Raw genomic sequence first — 19,522 nt, 5'->3', positions numbered from 1 at the left:
ACGCCACGCCATGCAAGCGCCCATCATCGTTGTGACTGGCATGCCCTTTGAAGCCCGCATCGCGCGCGGCGACGGGGTACGTGTGGTCTGCGCGCAGAACGACACCCTCGCCGAAGACCTCGTGGCCGCGATGGCGCACGACGGCGCGCGCGGGCTGGTGAGCTTCGGCACTGCCGGTGGGTTGATCCATGGCGTGAGCGCCGGTCAGTGGGTGATTGCGCGCCGGGTGCTGGATATGCCGCAGCGGGCACGCGAGTATGTGTCGTCCGTGGCCTGGGCCGATGCGTTGCATCGCGCAATGCCCGACGCGTTGCTCGCCGATCTGGCCGGTGTGACCGCCCCCGTCGTGCGTGCCGAAGACAAGGCCGCGCTGTTTTGCGAGAGCGGGGCGGCCGCAGCGGATATGGAGTCGCACATCGTCGCGCGGGTGGCGCTGGCGCACGGGCTGCCGTTCGTCGCCGCACGGGTCGTGATCGACCCGGCAGAACGCTCGCTCCCTGCGGCGGCGCTCGCCGGGCTTCGCAGCGATGGTTCCACCGATATCCTCGGCGTGCTGCGTTCGCTCGCCGCCGATCCGCGGCAACTGCCCGCGTTGTTGCGCGTCGGGCAAGACGCCGGCCGTGCCCAACGGGCCATGCGTCGCGGTCGCCGTATCATCGCCCTCCAACTGGGTGACGGATTCGGTGCGGCAGCCGCAGGCATCTGATCGCGTCGCTTCGCAAGCGGCCTCATCGAAGAGACGCCGCATCCAGCAAAAATGCCAGCGCGTCGTTGCAGACGGGCTGGCATTCCGGGGGTGACCGAGCGCGGGGTGACTTCAGCCTTCAGTTCATGCGTCTGACGATTGCTGGCCTCGGGCCTGGGCGCGGCCCTTCCACATGCCGCCGCGACCCCGCCAGTGTTGCAGCGCCGAGTCGAACGTGAAGACGGTATAGAGCGCGGCGACGAGCGGCAACAGCGGCCCGAAGCTCGACGGCTGACGGTAGAAGCGCAGCATCGGCAGGTACGACAGCGTCATCGCGATCCAGGCGAAGAGTCCCAGCCACTGCGCAATGCCCGACGCGAAGATCGTCATGACCGGCGGCACGATGAACGTGAGCAGCAGCGAAACGAGGGTCCCCGCAAGCAGCAACGGCGAGTACTGCAATTGTGCGTACGCCGTGCGCGACACCATCTTGCGAATCTCGCCGAGGTTATCGTACGGACGCACGCTCACCGCGCGCTCCGTCAGCCCCAGCCAGATCGCACCTTGCCGCTTGAGCAGGCGTCCCATGGCGCAGTCGTCGATGATCTCGTCGCGAATGGCTTCGATGCCGCCCCCGGCTTCGAGCGACGCGCGATGGATCAGCATGCAGCCGCCTGCCGCCGCCGCCATGCGTTTCTTCGGATCGTTGACCCACGCGAACGGGTACAGCATCTGGAAGAACAGCACGAACGCGGGGATCAGCGTGCGCTCGAACCATGCCGTGCATCGAAGCTTCGCCATGAGCGAGACGAGCACGCGACGCTCGCTCGTGGCACGCACGACCAGACGGCGTACGTTCTCAGGCGAATGCGCGATGTCGGCATCGGTGTGCAGCAGATAGTCGGGGGCGATGCCATCGTCGTTCGTGCCGGGGTCGCTCGCGAACGCGACGCCCTGGTGAACCGCCCACATCTTGCCGGTCCAGCCGCCGGGCAGCGGCTGGCCGCCGAGCACGTCCACGCGACGCGTGAAGCCGTCGGCGGCAGCCTGGGCAGCCGCTTCGCGGGCAAGGCCGGCCGTGCCGTCGCTGCTTTGGTCGTCGACGACCACGATGCGCAGGCGTCCGGCATAGTCCTGACGGCACAACGACGCGACGACCTGCCCGATCGATTCCGCCTCGTTGCGCGCGGGAATGACGACGGCCACTGCGGGCCAGACGTCGGGCGCAGGCAGACGATCTTCGTCTCGATCGTCGCGCTCGCGCGCACGCCAGAAGCCCCCCTGCGAACTCAGCAGATAGATCCAGATGGCCAGCGACAACGCGGCGATCCAGGCCAAAACCGTCATGACAAATATCCGGCAGAACCGAACCAGGCGAGCGCGTCGCGCAGGCCTTCGGCATAGGGGCGGGCGGTGTAGCCGAGTTCGCGCCTGGCCTTCTCTGAGGAGAAGAACATGCGATAGCGCGACATCTTCAGGCCATCGACTGTCACGAACGGCTCCTTGCCGGTGAAGCGCGCGACGCCTTGCGCCGCCATGGCCAGCGGGTAGAGCGGCCAGCGCGGCAGCGCAATCTTCGGGGCGCGGCGACCCGCCATGCCTGTGATGGCCGCGAGCATGTCGCGCAGCAGCACGTCGTCGCCGCCGAGAATGTAGCGCTCACCGATGCGGCCGCGCTCGAGTGCGAGCAGATGGCCTTCGGCGCAGTCGTCGACGTGCACCAGGTTCAGGCCCGTGTCGACGAACGCGGGAATCTTGCCCTGCGCCGCCTCGACGATGATGCGACCCGTGGGCGTGGGCTTGATGTCGCGCGGACCGATGGGGGTGGACGGATTGACGATCACGGCGGGCAGGCCGTCGCGTGCAATCATCTGCTCGACCAGGCGTTCGGCCGCGACCTTGCTGCGCTTGTACACGCCGATGGTCGTGGCTTCCTCGTTCGGTGCGCTTTCGTCGACCGGGCCGGCGGCGTCGTGCACCCGCAGCGTGGCGACGCTGCTGGTGTATACCACTCGCTCGACGCCTGCACGCAGCGCGGCTTGCATCACCGTGCGCGTGCCATCGATGTTGGCTCGCATGATGTCGTTGGGATCTTTCGCCCAGAGCCGGTAGTCGGCGGCGACGTGGAGCAGGGCGTCTACCCCGGCGAGCGCGCGCTGCATCGACGCGGCGTCGCGCATGTCGCCCTCCACGACTTCGACGGGCAGATCGGCGAGGTTCGCGCGCGGGCTGGTGCCGCGCACCAGCAGGCGAACCTCATGACCGCGCGCGAGCGCCGTGCGTGCGACCGCAGAACCGACGAACCCGGAGGCGCCGGTGACCAGCACACGCGACGGCATTTACGCCTTGGCCCGGCGCAGCTCGTCGAGCTTGATCTCGACGTGCTTCGAGAACACGAACTCGGCCGGACGCTGCTTGGCGAACGAGACGTCCTCGGCCATCGGGCCGTCGGTGCGCACGCCCTTGAGCGCCACACCCAGCGCGCGCAGCGGACGCGTGAGCGTCTCGTTCACGGCCGTGGCTTCGAAACCGCTGTGCACCATGCAGTCGGCGCACTTCTCGTAGTTGCCCACACCGTACTTGTCCCAGTCGGTGGTTTCCATCAACTCGGTGTACGACTTGGCATAGCCTTCGCCCAGCAGATAGCACGGACGCTGCCAGCCGAACACGGTGCGCGTCGGGTTGCCCCACGGCGTGCAGTGGTACGAGCGATTCCCGGCGAGGAAGTCCAGGAACAGGCTCGACTGGCTGAATGTCCAGCGCTTGCCGCCGTCGCCGCGCTTGAGAATGTCGCGAAACAGTTGCTTGGTCTTCGAGCGGTTCAGGAAGTGTTGCTGATCCGGGGCGCGTTCGTAGGCATAGCCGGGCGAGACGGTAATGCCGTCAAGGCCCATTTCCTTCGTCGAATCGAAGAATCTGGCGACCTTTTCCGGATCGGCATTGTTGAACAGCGTGCAGTTGATGTTCACACGGAAGCCGCGTGACTTGGCCAACTTGATGGCGGCCACGGCGCGCTCGTACACACCTTCCTGCGACACGGCCGCGTCGTGCATTTCACGATCGCCGTCGAGGTGAATCGACCATACGAAGAACGGACTCGGCTCGTAGTCGTCGATCTTTTTCTCGAGCAGCAGCGCGTTCGTGCACAGATAGACGAACTTCTTGCGCGCGATGATGCCTTTGACGATCTGCGGCATTTCCTTGTGCAGCAGCGGCTCGCCACCGGCGATCGAGACCACCGGCGCGCCGCATTCGTCCACGGCGTCGAGCGAGTCCTTGAGCGAGACGCGCTGGTTCAGAATGGGGTCCGGATAGTCGATCTTGCCGCAGCCCGAGCATGCGAGATTGCAGCGGAACAACGGTTCGAGCATCAGCACCAGCGGGTAGCGCTTGTTGCCCTTGAGACGTTGCTTCATCAAGTAGGCGCCAACATACGCCTGTTGCAGGAAGGGGATGGCCAAGTTCGGCTCCTGTTCGTGTTGCGTTAGCCAGCGACCGCGCAATGTGCGGCGACCGGCTCGATTTTGATCAATTCCGACGGCAAGCGGAACTGGATAGTTTCCTCGATGCCGTCCATGAGAGTCACTTCGACGGTGTCGATGCGACGCAGCGCGTCGATCACGTCTTCGACCATGCGTTCGGGCGCGGACGCCCCTGCGGTAATGCCGATGCGCGCCTGTGTGCGCACCCATTCCGGATTGACCTCGGAGCCATCGGCCACGAGATAACTCGGCAGCCCCATTTCAGAGCCAATTTCACGCAGCCGGTTCGAGTTCGAGCTGTTCGTCGCGCCCACCACGAGCAGCACGTCCACACGCTCGCACAGCTCGCGCACGGCGGTCTGCCGGTTCTGCGTGGCGTAGCAAATGTCCTTGGTGTCCGGGCCGACGATATCGGTAAAGCGACGTTGCAGCGCAGCAATGATACCGCGAGTCTCGTCGACCGAGAGCGTGGTCTGCGTTACATACGATACCGGCGTGTCGATGGCAAGCGGAAGTGCGTCGACATCGTCCTCGGTCTGCACGAGATGCACGGGGCCGTCGATCTGGCCCATCGTCCCCTCGACTTCCGGGTGACCGGCGTGCCCGATCAGAATGACTTCACGGCCCGCGGACACATAATTCTTGCCCTGAATGTGCACTTTGGTGACGAGCGGGCAGGTGGCATTGAGCACCTTCAAACCGCGCGTCTGCGCTTCCTGTTCGACGACGCGTGCGACGCCATGGGCGCTGAAAATGGTGACCGCGCCCGCAGGGGCTTCGGACAACTCGTCGATAAAACGCGCACCCTTGGCCTTGAGCGAATCGACCACATGCTTGTTGTGGACAATCTCGTGGCGCACGTAGACCGGGGCGCCGTACTTTTCCAGGGCACGCTCGACAATCTCGATGGCGCGTATGACACCGGCGCAAAAACCACGGGGTTGGGCAAGGAAGACTTGCATTCAGCTCTCCGGCTTGGGTCGGCCGGGATGGCGGTTTCAATTCGGGTGTCCATGTCGTGAAACCATGGCCTCATGGACCGCGCGGCGCCAGTTTCGATGGCAATTCGCGCGCACCCGCAGGGGGACCGCCGTCCGGTCTTTTGACAAGCGACGATTGTAACCGCCGCCGCCAAATATTGCTGACGACCCCCGGTGGGAAGATGCCAGCGGATGTTGCGAAAATCTGAATGAATCGGTGGGTATCCGGCTGGGATCTGCGCCGATTCCGCCGTCAAGTGGGTGATTTCATTTGCCGAAACGCGCGTTCTTGTCACGCAAATAGGCGATCAGGCCGTCGATGCCCCCCTGAGCGATGCGTGCTTTGAACTGCGGCTGATACAACTGAATGAGCCACGCGTCGGCCACGTTCTCGCCCATCATGTTGATGTCGTAGATCTTCCAGCCCTTGTCGGTCCTGGCCAGACGATAGGCCACCGACAGATTGTCGCCCGTGCCGACGACCGAGGCGCCCACCACCACGTCGGTGCTGTTCGCCGTGAGTTTGGCCGGGGTGAACCTGAACGAGATCTGGGTGCCGCGCACCTGCGAGAGTTGCAACGCGAAAGTGTTCACGAGCAATTGTTGAAACTGCTCGAAGACCTGCTGCTGCTGGGCCGGTGTGGCGGCGTCGAAAGCCTTCGGACCGACGGCGTAGCGCGTGGTTCGATGGAAATCGGTATAAGGCAGGAAATCGCGGGCCACGACACGGGCCGTCGCCGTGACGTCGCCGTCGCGCGCGGCCGCGTCGGCCTTGGCCGCCTTGACGACCGTCTCGACCGCCGTCTTCACCATGTCGTTCGGATTGGCGCTGCCTGCCTGTGCCCAGGCGCTCGTTGCGCCACTGATGCCGCTCAATGCGACGGCGGCGAACGCCGTCACGAGAAATTTGTTCATACGTAAAAAACCCAGCTCGTCTGCGTCGGTTTAAATCGGGTAGGCGGTAGTGTAGTGCACGTGGCCTTGTATACTGCTGCGATTTCCTAAATTCACCGTTTCCTCGTTTTCCATGGACTGATCGACGGATATCGTCCCCGATTGGTTCCCCGGCAGCGCCTGTGACATGACGTTTCGCGCCCTTTGGGGCTGCGGCGGCCGGGGCGGGGAGATCTCTACTCTGTTCCGGAACCGCTACATGCTGACTTCGCTCGTGGTGCGCATCGTCCGATTTTCGGCGAAGCACGCGTACCCGGTCATCTTCGCTTCGCTACTGCTCGTGATAGCGAGCTGCGTGTATGTCGCGAAGCACTTTGCGATCAACACCGATATCTCGAGCCTGATCGACGCCAACACGCCCGCCGCCGAGCGTGGCCGCGACATCGATCGTGCCTTCCCGCAGAAGTCCGACCTCACGCTGGCCGTGGTGCAGGCCCCGGCCGCAGAGTTCGCCGACCAGGCCGCCGCCGAGTTGGCCGCGAAGCTGGCGACCGAGACGGACGTATTTCGTGCGGTGAGCCGTCCGGGCTCGGGCGAGTTTTTTGCCCATAACGCGCTGCTCTTCGCGTCGCTCGACGACGTCACGTCGCTCACGCGCCGGCTCGAAGACGCGAAACCCCTCGTCAATCGTCTGGCCCAGGACCCAAGCCTGACGGGTTTGTCGAACCTGTTGTCGGTCACATTGCAGACGCCATTGCTCACGGGCCAGGTGAAGCTGCCGGACATGGCGCGATTGCTCGGCGCCGCCGCCGATACGACCGAGGCGGTGCTGGCAGGCCGTCCGGCGGCGATGTCGTGGCGTGCGCTCGTCGCGCCGGACACCGTGGCACGCAGCTTCGTTCAGGTGCAGCCCGTGCTGGATTACGCAGCGCTCGAAGCCGGGGCGAACGCCGCGACGCGCATTCGGGCGGCAGTGGCCGATCTGAAGCTCGGTGAGCGCTACGGCGCGACCGTACGTTTGACGGGGCCGCGCCCGCTCTCCGACGAGGAGTTCGCGTCGGTGCGTCAGGACGCCGGGCCGAACGCCGTCATCACGTTGCTGGCCGTGCTCGTGGTGCTGTGGCTGGCGGTGCGCTCGGGCAAGATGATTCTTGCCGTGTTCATCACCCTGCTTGCCGGTCTGGCCGTCACGTTTGCGCTCGGACTGATGATGGTCGGCGCGCTGAATATGATCTCGGTGGCGTTCGCGGTGCTGTTCGTCGGTATTGGCGTTGACTTCGGCATTCAGTTCGGCGTGCGCTACCGCGAGGAGCGCTATCGTCTCGATGGCGGCGCGGCCGATGCCGCCATGCGCGATGCGGCGCTCCACGGCGCGCTCGCGAACGCCGGCAAGGCCATTGCGATGCCGCTGTCGCTCGCCGCTGCGGCAACGGCCGCGAGCTTCTTCTCGTTCCTGCCGACCGATTATCGCGGTGTGTCCGAGCTGGGACTTATTGCGGGCGTGGGCATTTTGTGCGTGGCATTTCCGTCGGCCATTACGTTGCTGCCGGCGCTCATCAGCGTGTTCAAGCCGAAGGGCGAACCGAGCCCGCCGGGCTTTCGCAGCCTCGGTCCGGTTGACGATTTCACCGAGAAGTACCGCAAGCCGTTGCTCTACGGCACGATCGCGCTCGTGGTCGCGGGCCTGCCGCTGCTCACGCATCTGCACTTCGATTTCAACCCGTTGCATTTGAAGGACCCGAACACGGAGTCGATGGCGACGCTCACGGATCTGGCCAATTCGCCGGAAGCGGGCGTCAACGATGTGCAGTGGCTCGCTCCGAACCTCGACGCTGCCGACGCCGAAGCCGCCAGGCTGCGTGCCGTGCCGGAGGTCGGGCGCGTGGTGACGCTCACGACCTTCCTGCCGGCGGAGCAGCCCGCCAAGCTCGCGCAGATCGGCGCGGCCGCCGCATCGCTGCTCCCGGCGCTCTCCCAAACGCCGTTGGCGCCAGTGGCCGACGCGGCGCGCGTGTCGGCGCTCAAGACGGCTGCCGGCCAATTGGAAGACGCCGCGCTCGACCATCCAGGCGCTGGCGCACCCCAAGCGCAGCGCCTGGCGGCTGCATTGCGCAAGCTGGCGGCGGCCGATGCGGCAACCCGTGATCGCGCCGACCGGGCGATTGCCGAGCCGTTGAAGCTTGCGCTCGGCCAGTTGCGCGACGCCCTCCAGCCGCATGCCATCACGCGCGAATCGCTCCCCAAGGACCTCGTCTCGCAATGGGTCGCCGCCAACGGGCGCGCGCTCGTGAACATCTCCCCGCGCGTGGCGAAGGGCGCCGATCCGAGCGACGACGCCATGTTGCGCAAGTTCAGCGCAGCCGTGCTTGCCACCACGCCGGACGCCGTTGGCGGTCCGATCTCGATTCTGCGCTCGGCGGACACGATCATCCGTGCGTTCATCGAAGCGGGAATTCTCGCGTTGCTCTCGATCGCCGTGTTGTTGTGGCTCGCGCTGCGCAACTTTGGCGACGTGCTGCGCACGCTGGTGCCGCTGCTGGTCTCGGCAGCCGTCACGCTCGAAGTTACCGTCCTGATCGGTCTGCCGCTGAATTTTGCGAACATCATCGCGCTGCCGTTGCTGCTGGGCGTAGGCGTGGCGTTCAAGATCTACTACGTGATCGCGTGGCGTCACGGGCAGACTCGCCTGTTGGCCTCGGGGCTGACGCAGGCCATCGTGCTCTCGGCGGCGACCACGGGCATCGCGTTCGGCAGTCTGTGGCTTTCGCATCACCCTGGCACGTCGAGCATGGGCAAACTGCTGGCGCTCTCGCTCGTATGTACGCTGATCGGCGCCGTGTTCTTCCAGCCGGTGCTCATGGGCAAGCCCCGCGAGAAGGGTGTGCCGCCGCCCCGAACCTGATGGCACTGGGGCAATGAAACATGAAAAAACGGCACCGAGCAGGTGCCGTTTTTCCATGGAGACCTGGGGACACGCTGCGCTCAGGGCGCTGGCGGCACCGCCTCGACCTTGCCGCCGAGACGCTCGGCGAGCGCCCGGCGAATCGACGCCGCGATACCCGGTGCATCGAGCCCGACCGACGCAAGCTGCTGCACGGGGGTGCCCTGATCGATGTACGTGTCGGGCAAGCCTAATTGCAGTACCGGGATTTGGACGCCGTGCGCGTTGAGCGCTTCGACACAAGCCGATCCCGCGCCGCCCATCGTCGCGCCTTCTTCGAGCGTGACGACGAGGTCGTGCGTGCGCGCCATGTCGAGCAGCGTCGCGTCGTCGAGCGGCTTGACGAAGCGCATGTTGACGACGCTCGCGTCGAACTCGACGGCAACCTGTTCGGCCGGTGCGACCATCGCGCCGAAGGCCAGAATCGCCACGCGACGACCCGCAGGGGCGGCGCTCCGGCGACGCGTCTGGGCACGCCCCACGGGCAGTGTTGCCAAACCGGCCTCAGGCGTCACGCCAGGGCCGGCGCCACGGGGATATCGCACGGCGCTGGGGCCATCGATCGCGAGCGCGGTTTGCAGCATCCGACGGCATTCGTTCTCGTCGGCGGGGGCCATCACGACCATGTTCGGAATGCAGCGCAGGAAGGCGAGGTCGTAGGCGCCCGCATGGGTCGCCCCATCCGCGCCGACCAACCCGCCGCGATCGATCGCGAAGACGACTGGCAGGTTCTGCAACGCCACGTCGTGGATCAACTGGTCGTAACCGCGTTGCAGGAACGTCGAATAGATGGCCACGACAGGCTTGAGCCCCTCGGTGGCCAAGCCGCCCGCGAAAGTCACGGCATGCTGTTCGGCAATGCCGACGTCGTAGTAGCGCTCTGGGAAGCGCTTCTCGAACGCCACGAGTCCGGAGCCTTCGCGCATGGCCGGCGTGATGCCGATCACGCGCTTGTCGGCGGCCGCCGCGTCGCACAGCCATTCGCCGAAGACCTGCGTATAGGTTTTGGCCGACACGGCGTCCGGTGCGGCGGGGCGAATCCCTTCGCTCGGATTGAACTTGCCGGGGCCGTGATACAGCACCGGATCGGCCTCGGCGAGCTTGTAGCCGCGTCCCTTGCGGGTGACGACGTGCAGGAACTGCGGGCCTCGGAGTGCCTTGATGTTCTCCAGCGCGGGGATCAGCGCGTCAAGATCGTGGCCGTCGATAGGGCCCAGGTAGTTGAAGCCGAATTCCTCGAACATCGTGCCCGTTGGCGAGACGATGGCCTTGGCGTGCTCCTCGATCCGGTGTGCCAGCTCGCGCATCGGCGCGGGTGCGTTGCGCAGCAGATGCCGCACGCTCTCCTTGCCGGCCGAGTAGAACCGCCCGGACATCAGCCGCGTGAGGTAGCGATTGAGTGCGCCGACCGGCGGCGAGATCGACATGTCGTTGTCGTTGAGTACGACGAGGAACGGCAGGTCGTCGTGGACGCCTGCATTGTTGAGCGCCTCGAACGCTTCGCCGGCGGTCATCGCGCCGTCGCCGATCACGGCAATGGCGTGCCGCTTCTCGCCCTTGACCTTGCTGGCCAGCGCCATGCCGAGGGCGGCCGAAATCGACGTGCTCGAATGGGCCGTGCCGAAGGTATCGTACGGCGACTCGTCGCGCTTCGGAAAGCCCGACAGTCCGTGCCATTGCCGCAGCGTGGGCATCGCTTCGCGACGCCCCGTCAGGATCTTGTGCGCGTAGGTTTGATGACCGACGTCCCACACGATCCGGTCGTTGGGCGTGTCGAAGACATAGTGCAGCGCGATCGTGAGTTCGACCGTGCCCAGATTCGACGACAAATGGCCGCCCGTGCGCGAGACGTTATCGAGTATGCAGGCGCGCAACGCGTCGGCCAGGCGCGGCAAATCGGCACGCGAGAGGGCGCGCAGGTCGGTCGGTGAGTGGATGCCGGCTAGCAAATCGGTCATGGCTGCACGTGCGTTCCCGCGCTCACTTCGCCAGCCGTGCGAACGCGGCCAGCAGGCGGTCGATGTCGGCGGCCGTGAGGTTGCCCATCGTCGAGATGCGGAACAGTTCCTTGGACAAGCCGCCCTGACCCGCGTAGATCACAAAGCCGTCAGCCTTGAGCCCGTCGTGCAAACGCGCATAGTCGACCCCGATGGGCAACTTGTAGGATCGCAGCACCACCGACGACTCGCCCGGCGGCAGTACGCTGTCGATGCCCAGCGCGGCCAGACCGGCACGCGCCTGCTCGGCGAGTGCGCCGTAGTGCGCATGGCGCGCTTGCCAGCCCCCGGCGTCGTGGAGTTCGCGCAGCGCTTCGACAAGCGCATAGTAGGCATGTACGGACGGCGTGAACGGCGTGTTGCGCTCGGCCTGCAGCTTCGCCAGGCGCGCGATGTCGAGGTAGTACGTGCGGCTCGCCGCCGTGGCGAGGGCATGCTTGCGCACCATCACGAACGACACGCCCGGCACGCCGTGCACGCACTTGTTCGCGGTAGCGGCCACGGCCACGATACCGGCGTCGTCGAAGTCGATGGCTTCGGCGGCAAAGCTGCTCACGCCGTCGACCAGCAGGCCGATGCCGCGCTCCCGGCACGCGCGGGCAAGACCGGCCAGATCGTTCAGACGGCCCGTCGTCGTCTCGTGGTGGATGATCGCCACGTTCGTGTACGGACGATCACCCGCCGTGTCGAGCCTGTCGACGATCTGCGCGAGATCGGGTGCCTGCATCCACTCGAAATGAACGACGTCGTGATCGATGCGGTACTGCTTCGCAATCTGCGAGATGCGCTCGCCATAGACACCGTTCTCGACGATCAACAGGCGACCCCCTTCCGGCACGAGGCCCGCGATCATGCTCTCGACGGCGGCGGTGCCCGAGCCGGTCATCAGCACCGGCGTCCAAACGGCCGGATCGAGGCCATACACAGCGGTGAGGCGTGCGCGGGCTTCATCCTGCAGGTCGAAGAATTCGGGCTCGCGATGGCACAGATCGGGTTGCAGCAAGCTATTGCGGACGCGCTCGGTCAGGGTGACGGGGCCTGGATTCAGTAACAGCATGGCGAAGCTTCCTCGGCAGATTTCGTGAATGGGAGAAACGCTCAGGCAGAAGCCCGCTCGCGTTGTGCGATGTGGTCCATGAGGCGCGACTTGACCGCTTCTGGGGTGACCTTCGGGCGCGGCAGTCCGTCGGGCGTTCCGGGGCGCGTCGTGAGGCACGCGAAGCGCGGGCCGTCGTTCAGGCTGGCGGTGCGCCCGTCGAACAGTTGCTCGACGACTTCGAGGGTGTCCCCTTCGAGCGCGAGCGCGTAACCGCTGGCGGCCGCGACGCCCGCGAACGAGACCGTCGGCGAGACCGTGGCCTGCGCGCCGGTGGAGTCATGCGACGCGTTGTCGAGCAGCAGATGCAGGAGATTCGATGGCCCGTAGGCGCCGAGGGTTGCGAACGCTCCCATGCGCATCAGGGCGGCGCCATCCCCGTCGAGCGCCACCACGCGCAGGTCGGGGCGTGCCAACGCAAGGCCCAGCGCCAGCGTCGTCACGCACCCCATCGAACCGACCATGTAAAGCTGGTTGGCGCGGTCATCGAGCGCGTACAGTTCGCGCCCGCAGAAGCCGGTCGACGCCAGCACGACCGTGCCTTCGAGCGGCGTGTGCGCAATAACGCGCGCCAGGGCGTCGCGGCGTGTGGGCAGCGCCGACGGCGCCACACCTCGCGTGAGCGCCACCGGCGCGGGTTGTGCCGGCCGCATGGGGCGCTCGGCCGGTTGCAAGGGGTAGGGCGCAACGCTGCCCTTTTGCATCACGAGGGCGTAGGGGCGTCCGGTCTCGTCCATGTGACGCACCGCGCGCGCCAGCGCCGGGGCAATGGCTTCGGGTTCGGTCGGGAACAATTCCCAGGGCACTTCCATCAGATCGAGCATCGCCGGCGTGATCGGGCCCATGAGGGCGTGTTGCGGCTCGTCGGTGATGCCCGGCTGGCCACGCCAGGTCACGATCAACAACTGCGGCAGACGGAAGGTCCACGTGAGCGACGTCAGCGGGCTCACGGCGTTGCCGAGTCCCGAGTTCTGCATCATCGTGACCGCGCGTGCGCCCGCGCCCGCGCCTTCACCGAGCGTTGCCCCCGCCGCGATGGCGACCGCATCGCCTTCGTTGGCCGCCGACAGATAGTGCAGCGTCGGGTCCTGCAGCACGTAGTTGATGAACGGCGTGAGGAACGAACACGGCACGCCCGTGTACCACGCGAAGCCGTGCTTGCGCGCGGCTTCGACAAACTGTCCAGCCTCAATCACCTTGGGCCTCCGGGGCGGCGCCGCTGAATGGGGTCTGACCATGGGCGAAGTCTGCCGCACGGCGGAACTCGTCCATGTCGTTCACGCCGCGCCAGTGACCATGAACGTACTGCACTTCGATCTTTGCCCCATCCGCCGCGAGGGCGTTGATCAGTTCGGGCACGCCGAGCTGGTCGAAGTCGGAACGCGCCTGCAGGGCCGTGAAGACTCGCTGCGCCTGTGCGCGGCCTTCGTCGGTGCGCACGCCCAGCAAGCCGATCCAGCGGCCGTTCGGGGCACGTCCGCCGAGCGTGGCGTCGCTGCTGATCTTCTCGAGCAACACCTGCTGGCCAAACAGACCACGGTCGTCGCCGGCCGAGCAATACGCGAAGTCGCGCACGCTGGCATTGGCGGTGTCGGTCGCGGTCGAATCGACCACGACGGTGAACGCGGCGTCGCTCTCGACCAGATCGCGCACGATGTAGCTGCGAAACAGCAGATCGCCGTAGGAGATCACCGTGTCGTGCGCGAAGGCGTTGGCCACGCGGGCGAGCGAGGCAAGTTCGCCGGTCTCGGCGTGTCGCTCGTTGATGGCGAGCGTGATGCCCGCCATGTCGATCGCATCGGCGCGATAGCCGCCCACGACCGTGATGTCGTTCACGTTCTGCTTCTTGAAGCCATCGACCAGCCAGCGCAGCAACGGCTTGCCCGCAACGGGCAGCATCACCTTCGGGCGGTCGGTCGTCACGCTCTCGAGGTTCTTGCCACGGCTCGCGGCCAGCACGATGGCCGAGCGCGGTGCGTTCGCCGCCGACAGGTAACGGTCTTCGGCTTCGGCGTATTCGTTCGCGTCTTGCAGACGGAAGATCTCGTCGACGGTCGCGATTCGGTCTTCGACATTGACGAGCGTCTCGCTGCGGTGGATCTCGGCCGCGACGGCCTGCATGGCGGACGTGGCCGAGCGAATCAGATGGTTCGCCCAGATCACGACGCTGATGCCCGCTTCGCGGAACACGTCGGTCGGCGTGCTGTAGTACTTGGTGGGCACGATCACCAGCGGGCAGCGCCGGTTCCACTCGCGCGCGAACTGTACGATCTCGTCGGCCCGCCCGAGCTTGCTGTGAATCAGGATGGCGTCCGCGCCGGCCTGGCGATAGGCCTCGGCACGACGCAGTGCTTCTTCCATGCCCCAGCCGGCGATCAGCGCTTCGACCCGCGCCACGATGGAGAAATCGTCGTCGGCCTGGGAGTCCTTGCCGGCCTTGATCTTGCCGCAGAACTCGTCGATATCCGCAAGCGGCTGACGTTCGCCGCCGATGAAGCTGTTGGTCTTCGGGAACACCTTGTCTTCGATGCACACGCCCGCCACGCCGCGCTGCTCGAGCTTGCGCACGAGGCGTCGCATGTTGTTGAAGTTGCCGTAGCCGGTGTCGCCGTCGAGCAGGATCGGCAGGTCGCTCGCATCGGCCATGAATTCGAGATTGTCGACAACCTGCGTCCAGCTCGCCTCATTGTTGTCGCGCACGCCGAACTGCGCCGAAATGGCAAGTCCGGACGCCCAGATGCCCTTGAAGCCGGCCTCGCGCACAATGCGTGCCGACAGGCCGTTGTGCGCTTCCATCAGGAATTCGAGGGCGTGGCTGTGCAACATGGCGCGCAGTTGCGACGCGCGCGTGGCGGTCGGCGGAAGCGTGAATGTGTCGGGGGCGTTCATGCGGGCACCATCGTGAGCGGTTCAAGTTGCGGCAACACCTGATCGGCGGCGCATTTCACATCTTCAGGGTAGTCGATTTCGATCCACGGGAAGCCGGTGACGTCGGCCGTCTCGAATTGCGCGCCGCGCTCGAGCAGCAGATCGCGCACGGCTTCCTCGTGAGGCAGCTTGGCGCGGTCCGATTCGACGTAGTGGCGCGAGATTTGCGCGAGGCGCGTGGCCGTCGCTTCATTGAAGCGGAAGAAGCCAACCGATTCGCCAACGGTGTCGTAGTCGAGTCCGGCCATGACCTGCTTGCGCAGCTCGACCGGTACGCCATTGCGCAGGCACAGCTTGACCGGCTCGTCGCCCGCTTCGAAGTCGCGGTCGATGAGCAGGCGGTTCGCCGTCTCGCCTGCGACCAGGGCGTTGAAGATACGCTGGTCGTAGAGCACGTCGGCGTCCATGACGAGGACGTCGCCGCCCGCGGTCATCGCGTCGGCGGCCGTGTGCAATGTGAGCACGCTGCCCAGATGGAACGCCGGATTGAGACGGATCTGCGGACGTGGCGTCCAGTCAAGACGCTCGATGGCCTCGCTCACTTGCTCGTGATGGAAGCCGAGCGCCAGGACGACGTCGGTGATGCCGGCCGCCGCCAGCATGCGCAGGTGACGCTCCAGCAACGACATGCCGTCGAACTCGAGCAGGCACTTGGGCGACTGCTTGTCTTCGGGCTGGAGCAAACGCAGGCCCATGCCTGCTGCGAGAATAATGGCCCGCATGGTCGATATCCTTCTTTAGAGCGGTGCAGTATCCGTGGCGGCAGGCACGGGCGCACTTTGTTGCGCTGCGCGCCGGCGGCGCCAGCCACGTTCGGAGAAATGCAGATAGACGAGGCCCGGCACGCCGAGCAGCAACTCGCGCGTACGTTTGGCGAGCGACACGGCCAGAGCGGCGTCGGCCGGCAGACCCACGAGCGGGGCGAGCAGCAGGTAGCCGCCTTCCTGCACGCCGAGCGAACCCGGCACGAAGAACGCAGCACCGCGAATCGCCTGGCCGAGACTTTCGAGCAGCAGCGCGTCGACCCAGCTCACCGGGTACCCAATGCATTGCAGAATCAGCCAGACTTCGGCGGTGCCGACAATCCACCCTACCAGGCTGAGCATGAAGCTCGCGAGGACCTGACGGCGCTGGCCGTACATGTGTTGCACGATCTCGTCGACGGCGTCGGCCCGCTCGAGCAGCGACGACCAGTCGCGCTTGGACGACATGCCGGCGAGCCTGCGGAACGCCCAGCCGAAGAGACCGCGCCGCTGCGCCACGTAGAACGCATAGAGCAAGACTGAAATGAGCGCTGTGGCGAGCAGCATGGGCAGCCACAGGCTGTCATTGGCGTGCTGCGTGGCACTGATGCCGAAGACGGCGAGTCCGAGCAACGCAAACACGATCTGCGCCACGGCTTGCAGCGTCGTGCTGACGGTAATGGCCGCTGCGGCTTCGCGGCCGGCCATCCCGCGTTGTTTCATTTGACGCACCATCGCGATCGGCCCGCCGATCTGGCCGGCCGGCAGCAGGCTGTTGACCGATTCGCCGACCCAGCGCGTGAGGGTGGCGCGGCGCAGCGAACAGGATTTGGCCACCAGCACCTGGATGGCTGCGGCGTCGAGCACCAACGGCACGAGATGGAACGCAGCGATGGGCAGCAGCCCCCATCCGGCGACCGCCAGGGTGGACATCACCGATCCCGCGCCCTGCCAGATCAGCAAGGCGACGAAGAGGGCGAAACCAAGAGTGAGAGATACGATGGCGGCCCGATTCATTTAGCGTTTCGCCCGTCCCGATAGCTGACGAAACACCTGGCGGAAACCGAAATAGGCGATCGCGTCCTTCATGTTCGAAATGAAGCGCTGCCACGGGCCCATGCGCGGGTCGGTCACATACTCGAACGTCAGCGAAATCCGCTCCTCGTTCTCTCCAAGCGGCGTGATCCGGTGATGCAGTTTGTCCCCGTCGAAGAACACCAGCGCGCCGGGCGGATACGCCACCGCGCCGTCGACCTGCGGCACGCCGGGATTGCGCGTGTGAAGCCGGTATTCGAGCTTGCAGCTCGATCGGTCGACCACGCCAAGCAGCAGCGTGTAGCGGCGACCCTTGTAGTACGACGTGTCGTAGTGCCAGCCAATGTGATCGCCCGGACGCGTGTAGTAATAAAGGGCGTAGGCGTGCGGGTCGTCCTGGGGCGACGGGAGCAGCTTTTCACCCGCCAGGCGCGCCAGAAAACGCATCAGCGCGGGCGAGCGGTACAAGTCCGCCACAAATGGGGCACGCTCGTCGAGCGTATGACGGCTGACGCTCCCGCCCTGCTTGTGACCCGGCAGATAGTTACGGTTCACGTCTGGCGTCACCGCACGCGCCGCGTCGATCAACTGCTGCGTCACGCTCGGCGGCAGAAACGTCTCGAGATAGATGAAGGCGTCCTGCGATTTGAATTCGCGCGTGACGGCGTCGAGGTCGAGGGCGCCCAACGCACGCTCGATTTCGGCGTCTGCCGCGAATGCGGCGGGCGCCAGCGGCTCGACCGAGGCATCCCCCGCACTTGGCGCGCCCGCCGAAGCGCCCGGCTCGCGCGTCTCGGCCGGAAGCGGGCGGCGCATCACACGGATGTAGTCGGCCACGACCAGCAGGGCAAAGAGCGGTGCGCCGATGGCGGCGGCGATCAGAAATCCGCGCGTGCCGTCGAACAATGTGACGAGCGGCATCAGATAAAGCACGTCTTCGGTCTCGAAGCCGCCGACAGACGCTTGCTTCGTGCCGACCTTGCCGACGCGCGCTTCGATGCGCATGCGCAGAAAGAAAATCAGGGCTACGGCAATGCCGGCCATCCATCCGAGCACCGATGCCGACACCGCCACGGGCAGCGGGAATGGCTCACGGGAGACGGCCGCCACGCCCATGCCAATGCCGCCGAACAACAGCACGGTGACGAAGGCGTCCGAGGCGAGATCGTAAAAGTGACCGATGCGGCTGGTCTTCCCGCTGATGCGCGCCAGCTCGCCATCGGTGTGGTCGATGAAGTTCGACAGCACGAGCAGCACGGCCCCGAGGTTCGCCATGGCATAGCCCCCTTGCGCGAACGCCCAGGCGCAGGCCAGCCCGACAATCAATCGGAGCGTGGTGAGATGGTTCGGCGTAACGCGTGTGTCGACCAGCGGTGTGACCAGCCAACGCGCGAGCCGCGCATCGTATTGACGCGGACGGGGTGGCACGGGGCGTTCGGTTGGGTGGGTGCCCGACGCCGCGTCAGGCGTCGAAATAGTTCTCGGTATCATTTCCATGAGGGGGGAATATATACCCATACGGCGGTAGTGTGCAGTGCACCCGGAACGCCGGGACAGACGGCTGCACCCTTGACGACTCAGGACGTTGGCGCGCGACAATCCGTGCGCCGCGCCGATGTGTCGAGCTTTCCCAGGCGTCTCGCCACATGCGTCGTTACTACCTTAGGTTATAAGCGCCCTGAAGTTCGCAAGTATATTCCGCAGCACGCCATTTCGCTTTCGAGGTGTCCGGCATTGCGTTGTCGCAGCGGCGGCGCAGGCGGGGCAGGGGGCAAGCGTTCGTGTGCACTTTTGGGCCGTTGGAGGCCGTTGGAACCGATAGGCGGTCTGGATAGCAGCCTACGGGGGATACGCGGATAATGACGGTCCCGTTGGTCCTCTTTGCGGTCTTCCGCGGCCGCACTTCGCTCATGTCCCAAACCATTGCCATCCTGACCGGTGCATCCCGCGGCCTCGGTGCGGCGCTCGCACGCGCGCTGCTTGCCCCCGGCACCCAACTCGTGACCCTGGCCCGACGCACCGACGACGAGCTCACGGCGCTCGCCAGCGCACAGGGCGTCAAGCTCGAACAAATTTCCGTGGATCTGGCCGACGCGAATGCGGCCGCACAGGTGGCCGAGCGCGTTTGTGCCGCGCTGCCACGCGACGCCGCCCGATATCTGCTGATCAATAACGCCGGCACGGTCAATCCGGTGGCCAACGCCTCGGGCCTCACGGACCCGGCTGCCATCGGCGCGGCATTTGCGCTGAACGTCACATCGGTCATGCTGCTCACGGCACGCTTTCTCGCGACCACGCAGGGACTCGCCGCCAAGCGCCAGATCGTGAACATTTCGTCGGGAGCGGGCCGTCAGCCGACCGCCGGCTGGGCGGTGTACTGCGCCACCAAGGCGGCGCTCGATATGTACACGCGGGTGGTCAACGCGGAGCATCGCGAGCACGGTGTGCAGGCCGTGTCGTTGGCGCCTGGCGTGGTCGATACCGGCATGCAGGAAACCATCCGCAGCAGCGGCGTGGAGAGCTTCCCGGGACTCGCCCGTTTCCAGGATCTCAAGACGAGCGGCAAGCTTGCGTCGCCTGCGGATGTGGCGCAACGCATCCTGGCGCTGACCGAGCGTGACGATTTCGGCCAGACCGAGATCGACGACATTCGCAATTACGCCTGATCCGGGCCGGGGGCGGCAACCGTCCGAGGTTGCTGCTTGGCGCACGTTCAAGGAAAAGCGGCACCGGCCGGCGTG

At 65.9% G+C, this 19,522-nt stretch carries 15 protein-coding genes and 1 pseudogene; 3 read left to right on the top strand and 13 right to left on the bottom strand.

All coding sequences use genetic code 11. The annotated features are described in order from the left end of the window. Nucleotides 1–10: 10 nt before the first annotated feature. Nucleotides 11–706, top strand: a complete 696-nt coding sequence (locus ACE3UG_RS15950) for a hypothetical protein (protein WP_374625571.1) — start codon at nt 11–13, stop codon at nt 704–706. 123 nt (nt 707–829) lie between these two features. On the opposite strand, the gene ACE3UG_RS15945 is transcribed toward ACE3UG_RS15950, so the two are convergent. The 5 genes from ACE3UG_RS15945 to ACE3UG_RS15925 all read right to left on the bottom strand — a co-directional run bounded on the left by ACE3UG_RS15945 (nt 830) and on the right by ACE3UG_RS15925 (nt 6,062). Further along, nucleotides 830–2,032 carry a glycosyltransferase gene (locus tag ACE3UG_RS15945; protein ID WP_374625569.1) on the bottom strand — a complete coding sequence of 401 codons (1,203 nt, stop codon included), beginning with the start codon at nt 2,030–2,032 and terminating at the stop codon, nt 830–832. Further along, complete coding sequence (gene hpnA, locus ACE3UG_RS15940; protein ID WP_374625567.1) at nt 2,029–3,024, bottom strand: hopanoid-associated sugar epimerase; 996 nt, start codon at nt 3,022–3,024, stop codon at nt 2,029–2,031. Before hpnA ends, ACE3UG_RS15945 begins: the two co-directional genes overlap by 4 nt. Continuing rightward, nucleotides 3,025–4,146 carry an adenosyl-hopene transferase HpnH gene (gene hpnH / locus ACE3UG_RS15935; protein WP_374625565.1) on the bottom strand — a complete coding sequence of 374 codons (1,122 nt, stop codon included), beginning with the start codon at nt 4,144–4,146 and terminating at the stop codon, nt 3,025–3,027. It abuts the gene before it with no gap. A gap of 23 nt (nt 4,147–4,169) precedes the next feature. Beyond that, a complete protein-coding gene (gene ispH, locus ACE3UG_RS15930) occupies nt 4,170–5,129 on the bottom strand; it encodes a 4-hydroxy-3-methylbut-2-enyl diphosphate reductase (protein ID WP_374625563.1) in 960 nt (319 codons plus the stop codon). Between the two features lie 285 nt (nt 5,130–5,414). After that, on the bottom strand, nt 5,415–6,062 hold the full coding sequence (locus ACE3UG_RS15925) for a phospholipid-binding protein MlaC (protein WP_374625561.1): 648 nt from the start codon (nt 6,060–6,062) through the stop codon (nt 5,415–5,417). A gap of 238 nt (nt 6,063–6,300) precedes the next feature. On the opposite strand from ACE3UG_RS15925, the gene ACE3UG_RS15920 reads away from it, so the two are divergent. Beyond that, the gene (locus tag ACE3UG_RS15920; RefSeq protein WP_374625559.1) at nt 6,301–8,943 is read left to right on the top strand and encodes an MMPL family transporter; all 2,643 of its coding nucleotides are present in this window, start codon (nt 6,301–6,303) and stop codon (nt 8,941–8,943) included. 80 nt (nt 8,944–9,023) lie between these two features. Here the strand turns inward: ACE3UG_RS15920 and dxs are convergent, their stop codons facing one another. The 8 genes and pseudogenes from dxs to ACE3UG_RS15880 all read right to left on the bottom strand — a co-directional run. Next, the gene (dxs, locus tag ACE3UG_RS15915; RefSeq protein WP_374625557.1) at nt 9,024–10,940 is read right to left on the bottom strand and encodes a 1-deoxy-D-xylulose-5-phosphate synthase; all 1,917 of its coding nucleotides are present in this window, start codon (nt 10,938–10,940) and stop codon (nt 9,024–9,026) included. 22 nt (nt 10,941–10,962) lie between these two features. Beyond that, the gene (locus ACE3UG_RS15910) at nt 10,963–12,036 is read right to left on the bottom strand and encodes a 2-aminoethylphosphonate aminotransferase (RefSeq protein ID WP_374625555.1); all 1,074 of its coding nucleotides are present in this window, start codon (nt 12,034–12,036) and stop codon (nt 10,963–10,965) included. A gap of 41 nt (nt 12,037–12,077) precedes the next feature. Then, a complete protein-coding gene (gene aepY / locus ACE3UG_RS15905) occupies nt 12,078–13,271 on the bottom strand; it encodes a phosphonopyruvate decarboxylase (RefSeq protein ID WP_374625553.1) in 1,194 nt (397 codons plus the stop codon). Next, nucleotides 13,264–14,964, bottom strand: a complete 1,701-nt coding sequence (gene aepX / locus ACE3UG_RS15900) for a phosphoenolpyruvate mutase (RefSeq protein ID WP_374625550.1) — start codon at nt 14,962–14,964, stop codon at nt 13,264–13,266. Before aepX ends, aepY begins: the two co-directional genes overlap by 8 nt. Further along, nucleotides 14,961–15,725, bottom strand: coding sequence for an NTP transferase domain-containing protein (locus ACE3UG_RS15895; protein WP_374625548.1), 765 nt, complete (start codon nt 15,723–15,725; stop codon nt 14,961–14,963). The genes aepX and ACE3UG_RS15895 overlap by 4 nt, the downstream gene beginning before the upstream one ends. A 15-nt stretch (nt 15,726–15,740) precedes the next feature. Continuing rightward, nucleotides 15,741–16,763 (bottom strand): flippase-like domain-containing protein, encoded by a 1,023-nt coding sequence (locus ACE3UG_RS15890; RefSeq protein WP_374625546.1) that lies wholly within the window; start codon nt 16,761–16,763, stop codon nt 15,741–15,743. After that, entirely contained in the window at nt 16,764–17,597 is an 834-nt protein-coding gene (locus tag ACE3UG_RS15885; RefSeq protein ID WP_374625699.1) for a 2OG-Fe(II) oxygenase, read from the bottom strand. 174 nt (nt 17,598–17,771) lie between these two features. Beyond that, nucleotides 17,772–18,272: pseudogene (locus tag ACE3UG_RS15880) on the bottom strand (CDP-alcohol phosphatidyltransferase family protein); the annotation flags it as partial. A gap of 419 nt (nt 18,273–18,691) precedes the next feature. Between ACE3UG_RS15880 and ACE3UG_RS15875 the strand changes: the two are divergent. Then, a complete protein-coding gene (locus tag ACE3UG_RS15875) occupies nt 18,692–19,447 on the top strand; it encodes an SDR family oxidoreductase (RefSeq protein ID WP_374625544.1) in 756 nt (251 codons plus the stop codon). Nucleotides 19,448–19,522 lie beyond the last annotated feature (75 nt).

It is taken from the genome of Pandoraea sp. (genome assembly GCF_041919235.1).
Lineage (GTDB): Bacteria > Pseudomonadota > Gammaproteobacteria > Burkholderiales > Burkholderiaceae > Pandoraea.
This window is presented reverse-complemented; position numbering and strand designations above follow the sequence as displayed.

What these genes read in the sequence shown, in the direction of transcription:
- ACE3UG_RS15950 (WP_374625571.1), top strand. Translation starts at nt 11, where the DNA reads ATGCAAGCGCCCATCATCGTTGTGACTGGCATGCCCTTTGAAGCCCGC.
- ACE3UG_RS15945 (WP_374625569.1), bottom strand. Translation starts at nt 2,032, where the DNA reads ATGACGGTTTTGGCCTGGATCGCCGCGTTGTCGCTGGCCATCTGGATC.
- hpnA (WP_374625567.1), bottom strand. Translation starts at nt 3,024, where the DNA reads ATGCCGTCGCGTGTGCTGGTCACCGGCGCCTCCGGGTTCGTCGGTTCT.
- ispH (WP_374625563.1), bottom strand. Translation starts at nt 5,129, where the DNA reads ATGCAAGTCTTCCTTGCCCAACCCCGTGGTTTTTGCGCCGGTGTCATA.
- ACE3UG_RS15925 (WP_374625561.1), bottom strand. Translation starts at nt 6,062, where the DNA reads ATGAACAAATTTCTCGTGACGGCGTTCGCCGCCGTCGCATTGAGCGGC.
- ACE3UG_RS15920 (WP_374625559.1), top strand. Translation starts at nt 6,301, where the DNA reads ATGCTGACTTCGCTCGTGGTGCGCATCGTCCGATTTTCGGCGAAGCAC.
- dxs (WP_374625557.1), bottom strand. Translation starts at nt 10,940, where the DNA reads ATGACCGATTTGCTAGCCGGCATCCACTCACCGACCGACCTGCGCGCC.
- ACE3UG_RS15910 (WP_374625555.1), bottom strand. Translation starts at nt 12,036, where the DNA reads ATGCTGTTACTGAATCCAGGCCCCGTCACCCTGACCGAGCGCGTCCGC.
- aepX (WP_374625550.1), bottom strand. Translation starts at nt 14,964, where the DNA reads ATGAACGCCCCCGACACATTCACGCTTCCGCCGACCGCCACGCGCGCG.
- ACE3UG_RS15895 (WP_374625548.1), bottom strand. Translation starts at nt 15,725, where the DNA reads ATGCGGGCCATTATTCTCGCAGCAGGCATGGGCCTGCGTTTGCTCCAG.
- ACE3UG_RS15890 (WP_374625546.1), bottom strand. Translation starts at nt 16,763, where the DNA reads ATGAATCGGGCCGCCATCGTATCTCTCACTCTTGGTTTCGCCCTCTTC.
- ACE3UG_RS15885 (WP_374625699.1), bottom strand. Translation starts at nt 17,597, where the DNA reads ATGCGCCGCCCGCTTCCGGCCGAGACGCGCGAGCCGGGCGCTTCGGCG.
- ACE3UG_RS15875 (WP_374625544.1), top strand. Translation starts at nt 18,692, where the DNA reads ATGTCCCAAACCATTGCCATCCTGACCGGTGCATCCCGCGGCCTCGGT.